Here is a 5,368-nt window from a genome sequence, read left to right on the forward strand (position 1 = left end):
TACTATAGCAGAACCAAAGGCGGAAACTGGATCGCGTTGCCCCGTACGCACTGGCCATCGGACACCAGATGGAAGGGGCGCCATTTCAATAATGATCACCGCGATCATAAATACGATGGGCACGATGATCATCCGTCAAAGGCTCCAAAATATCAGCCCCCCAAGGCCCCCCGCGGGAATGACAAATACCGGCAGAAAAACGATCCTCTACGTAAGGATCCACGGTATAATGACAAGTATCAGCCAAAAAAGGCCCCAATGCAAAAAGACAAACGGCGTGATGAAATGGATCAACGCAGACAGTCTCCAGGAAAGCGGACCGGAGATCCACGTCAACATGACCGCAACAAAATGAAGCAGGAACAGAATAATCGCAATCAGCACAAGACGCATCCTCCCCAGAACAAAAAACACCAGGACGGCAAGAAACGCACTGAAGAGGAAATAAGACCCAGTGAACCTGAATTTGAGCGTCGTTTATAAGCGCTTCATGGTTTTAATTGGAATCATCTTAACTTTATTGATCGGTTATCTGCTTTTCTTTTCTACGCAGATCAACTCCTGCCTTAACCGCATAAATTCCTGTTCACCGACCCCGGCTGCCCCCAAAGGACGGTTGGCGCTGTCATGACAGTCAGAACCGCCGGTGACAAGCAGGTCATATTTTTGCGCCCAGGCCAGAAGCAGTGCCTTATGTTCCGGTGCATGGCCCGGATAATGGACCTCAAGGCCTTTGACACCGGCATCCAGAACCTCGGGCAGCAGACGTGCCACGGTTTCCAGGGGCGGCAGCACCTCCTTGTAATGCCCTTCCCCGGGAAAAGAGCCGGCAGCCGGGTGGGCCAGCACTGCGACAACAGGTTCAGTTTTTAGAAAACCTTTCACCTGTTCAAGGTCCACCCCCGAAGGAAGGTAGGCAGGACTGTCATTGCCGATGATCCGGGTAATGGTATCTTTGTCCGAAATACTCAGTTTCTCGGCCAGGGCCATGGCAAAATGGCGGCGGGAAGCATTGGCCGAATATGCGGCAATATCTTCAAAAGCAAGATCCCTTGACAATAAAGGGAATTGCCCGGAAGGACCGAACACCTCGTTGATCTTTTCAATTCTTGCCCGGACCAGACTCTGGCCCCTTCCTGCGGCCAGAAGGGTTTTAAACCGCGTGACAAACCCTGAATCTTTTAACCGCGCGCTTGAAAAATAGGTCAGCAGGTGCAGGGTACCCGTAAAAAATGCCCGTTTGAAGCGCACGGAAATCTCAACACCCGGAAAGACCTCTATGCCCTGTGTTTTTCCTGCATCCAGTGCAGATTCGAGTCCATCCAGGGTATCATGGTCGGTCACCCCCAGAACCTTGATCCCCATGTTCGCGGCCCGGACCACCAGATCTCCGGGAGAAAAATCCCCGTCAGATGCAGTGGTGTGATTATGCAAATCTGCAAATATATGTGTCATAAACTGCCTCCCGACATTATTGTTTCTTTATCCAACGCCATAATTTTATCACAATTTATTGCTCCCGGGCATATTTTCTTTTTTTAACCAAATTGTAATATTTTATTTAATTTTCCTAGATTAAATGATAGACACAAGCCTTTGAACTTTGACAATCCTAAACATCATTTGGACTTAAATTATTACCTATGGATCCTTTAAATACCCTTGGGAAAATCACTACTCCCGACCAGGCCCAAAATCTATTTAAATTAAAACTTGACAGCACACAATCCGCCAAGATTGCCAGGATCAAGCATCCGGATGTACGGATCCGCATCGCCAACGCCATTGCCCTTTGCAGGCCGTCAAAAATATTTATCAATACCGGATCAGATGAAGACAAGGATGCCATCCGGAAAATTGCCCTTGAAAAGGGCGAGGAACGCACCCTTGCCATGGCGGGGCACACCATCCATTTTGACCTGGCCGGTGAGCAGGGAAGGATCGTGGACCGCACCTATTACATTGCCGAACCCCAGGATCTGGTATCGAGCCTTGCCAACCGCATGCCCCCCGAAAAAGCCGCACAAGAGATTGAAGACAACATGTCCGGCATCATGGAAAATCTGACCATGATTGTGGGATTTTACATGAGAGGGCCTGTGGGCTCCCCTGTAGCCAACCCTGCCTTAGAGATCACATCCTCTGCCTATATATCCCACAGCGCAGAGCTGCTTTACCGAAACGCCTTTGATGATTTCGACCGCGAAGTTACGCAAAAGGGATATTTTTTCACCAATGTGCACTCCGAAGGCCTGAACCGTACCGAGGATCTTCCCCATGCCCGGGTGTTCATGGACCGGAAATACCAGACCACCTATGCCTGGAAATGCACCTATGCCGGAAATACCCTGCTGCTTAAAAAGGGCAATCACAGATTTGCCGTGGACAAAGCCGTATACCAGGACCGGGGCAGGGAGTTGTCCGAACATATGTTTATTACGGGCATCGGCGGCCCCGGCGGCCGAACGACCTGGTGTGCAGGCGCGGCCCCTTCCGGATGCGGAAAAACCACCACTGCCATGGCCGGCAATGTATTTATAGGTGATGACCTGGCCCAGATGTGGATTGCCCAAGACGGCAGCATCCGCACCATCAATCCGGAAAACGGGATATTCGGGATTGTGGAGGGTCTAAATGTTGACGGGGATCCGTTGTTGATGAAAGTACTGCGGCAGCCCGGCCACGAAGTGATCTGGTCAAATGTCCTTATTGACGAAAATCTCAAACCCCACTGGGTTGGCAATATGGAACCTGCCCCGGAAAAAGGAATCAACTTCCAGGGCGAATGGCACCAGGGCAAAACCAATGACAAGGCAGAGCCTATCCGTATGTCCCATTCCAATTCCAGGTGCACCCTGGCCTCGGAAAACCTGGATAACTTCTCGCCTGAAGCAGCCAATCCCGAAGGGGTGGTGACACGGATATTTACATATTCAGGCAGGGACGCGGACACCATGCCGCCGGTGTGGGTGGCAAAGACCCCGGATGCCGGCGTTGTCATCGGTGCCTGTATTGTATCTGAGACTACGTCCACAGAGGTCGGGGTCACAGGCATTAAACGTGCCCCCTGGGCCAACGCCCCTTTTATCCCCGGTGCCCTGGGCGATTACATGGATGCCCAGTTCAAATTCTTCAACAACCCGGACATCAGGGAGCCTTTCAGGCCGGTGATGGCAGGCCTGAACTATTTTCTGACCCACCGGGCCAGGGGCGGCGATTCAGGCAAGCTTCTCGGGGAAAAACGGGATGTCAAAGTATGGCTGGCCTGGCTGGAAAGATATGCCCATAACGAAGTCGGATACCTGTGCACCCCCATTGGCAACCTGCCCCGCTACAATGATCTGGCCGGACTGTTCGGGCAAATCATTGACAAGGACTATCCCAGATCCCTTTATGACATGCAGTTTGCCCTGTACACGGTAAAAATCATCCAGCGCATTGAACTTCAGGAAAAAGCATATGCAAAGGAAGAGAACCTTCCGGAAAAACTGTTTGAAATCCTGGCAGCACAAAAATCTGCGCTTCTGGATCTGAAGAAAAAAATCGGGGATGTCATCACTCCGGATTATTTTGAAAACCTTATTTGATACTGGCCCGACTGTTTTTTACAAAACTTTATCCATGTAATTTAAAGCCGGGGTACAGGGATTAAATCAATTATGTATTATTCCATAACGGGTTTCTACTTGATTTTAGGCAAAGTGATCAATAAGATAACCCGTTATGAAATTGATTAAGGACGTTTGCCCTCAATGCCATAAAGTTGAGATGATTCCAAACTCAAATACGGAGGATAATAATGGCAAGAATAGTGCATCGTGAGGAATTGGCCCAGGGAACCATTATCCTCAACGAAATAGAAGCACCTCGTATATCCAAAAAGGCCAGACCCGGCCAGTTTGTCATTCTTCAGGCAGACGAGACCGGCGAACGCGTCCCGTTGACCATGGCGGACACGGATCCTGAAAAAGGCACCATCACCATCATTTACATGGTCGTTGGCAAATCCACGGCCCGGTTCAAAGATTTGAAGGTCGGCGAAGAATACTTTGCACTCATCGGTCCTTTGGGTGCGCCCACCCATATTGACAAGATAGGAAAAGTTGTCTGCGTGGGCGGCGGCACCGGCATTGCCGTACTGCACCCCATTGCACGGGCAATGAAAGCTGCCGGCAATGAGGTCACAGCCATTCTGGGTTCAAGGAGTTACGACCTGCTCATCCTGGAAGAAAAGATGCGGGAAGCCTCTGATCACCTGTATATCTGCACCGATGACGGCTCCATGGGCCATCACGGATTTGTAACGGATGTACTCAAGGAAACCATTGAAAAAGAGGACATTGCCCTGGTTGTGGCCATCGGTCCCATTCCCATGATGAAATTCTGCAGCCTGATCACCAAGGAAAAGGGTGTCAAGACCATGGTCAGCCTGAACCCCATCATGGTGGACGGCACAGGCATGTGCGGCGGATGCCGGGTATCTGTGGGCGGGAAGACAAAGTTCGCCTGCGTGGACGGCCCCGAATTTGACGGTCACCAGGTTGATTTTGATGGACTTGCCAAACGGCTTGCATCCTATACTCAAGTTGAGAAGCAGTCCATGGATGCTTACAACAAATGCAGATGCAATGCAACTTAACGCGCCCGGTTCTTGGGATATATGGAGGAATAAATGGTTGATAAAAAAGAAACAGTTGATCGGGTAGTGATGCCGGAACAGGACCCGGATGTCAGGCGCAGAAATTTTTTGGAAGTTCCCTTGGGCCTTACCGAAGAGATGGCCATCACCGAAGCCAAACGCTGCCTGCAGTGCAAAAAACCCGCCTGCATGGATGGATGCCCGGTTTCCGTATCCATTCCTGGGTTTATCAAATGCATAGCGGATGGTGATTTTTCCGCTGCAGCCAGAAAACTTTGGCAACGGAATGCCCTTCCCGCAGTCTGCGGCAGGGTCTGTCCCCAGGAAGAACAGTGTGAAGGCAAATGCCTGCTCGGCAAAAGAGAAAAACCCGTTGCCATTGGTTATCTTGAACGCTTTGCTGCGGACTGGGAACGTAAACACGGCACCGGTGAAGCGCCTGCTGTGGCTAAAAAAACCGGCAAAAAAGTAGCGGTTATCGGTTCGGGTCCCTCCGGGCTGACCGTTGCGGGCGATCTTCTGACCAAGGGCCATGATGTCACCATCTTTGAAGCATTTCACAAACCCGGCGGGGTTCTGGTATACGGTATTCCAGAATTCCGTCTGCCCAAGGAAATCGTTGCATCCGAAGTGGCCACCCTTGAAAAAATGGGGGCAAACATTGAATGTAACACTGTCATCGGTGCCACCATCACCGTTGACGAACTGTTTGCCGAAGGCTATGACGCA

Annotated in this window: 5 protein-coding genes; 4 read left to right on the top strand and 1 reads right to left on the bottom strand. The window is 50.8% G+C overall.

Annotated elements, in window-relative coordinates:
- A partial coding sequence (locus AB7U36_RS17525) for a hypothetical protein (protein WP_428160969.1) occupies positions 1–483 on the top strand: 483 nt, incomplete at its 5' end.
- 45 nt (positions 484–528) lie between these two features.
- On the opposite strand, the gene AB7U36_RS17530 is transcribed toward AB7U36_RS17525, so the two are convergent.
- Entirely contained in the window at positions 529–1,455 is a 927-nt protein-coding gene (locus AB7U36_RS17530) for a PHP domain-containing protein (RefSeq protein WP_428160970.1), read from the bottom strand.
- Between the two features lie 188 nt (positions 1,456–1,643).
- On the opposite strand from AB7U36_RS17530, the gene AB7U36_RS17535 reads away from it, so the two are divergent.
- The 3 genes from AB7U36_RS17535 to AB7U36_RS17545 form a co-directional block, all read left to right on the top strand.
- Positions 1,644–3,587, top strand: coding sequence for a phosphoenolpyruvate carboxykinase (GTP) (locus AB7U36_RS17535; RefSeq protein ID WP_428160971.1), 1,944 nt, complete (start codon positions 1,644–1,646; stop codon positions 3,585–3,587).
- A gap of 212 nt (positions 3,588–3,799) precedes the next feature.
- Entirely contained in the window at positions 3,800–4,639 is an 840-nt protein-coding gene (locus tag AB7U36_RS17540) for a sulfide/dihydroorotate dehydrogenase-like FAD/NAD-binding protein (RefSeq protein WP_428160972.1), read from the top strand.
- A gap of 33 nt (positions 4,640–4,672) precedes the next feature.
- On the top strand, positions 4,673–5,368 hold a 696-nt coding region (locus AB7U36_RS17545), incomplete at its 3' end, for an NAD(P)-binding protein (protein ID WP_428160973.1).

It is taken from the genome of Desulfobacter sp. (genome assembly GCF_050177295.1).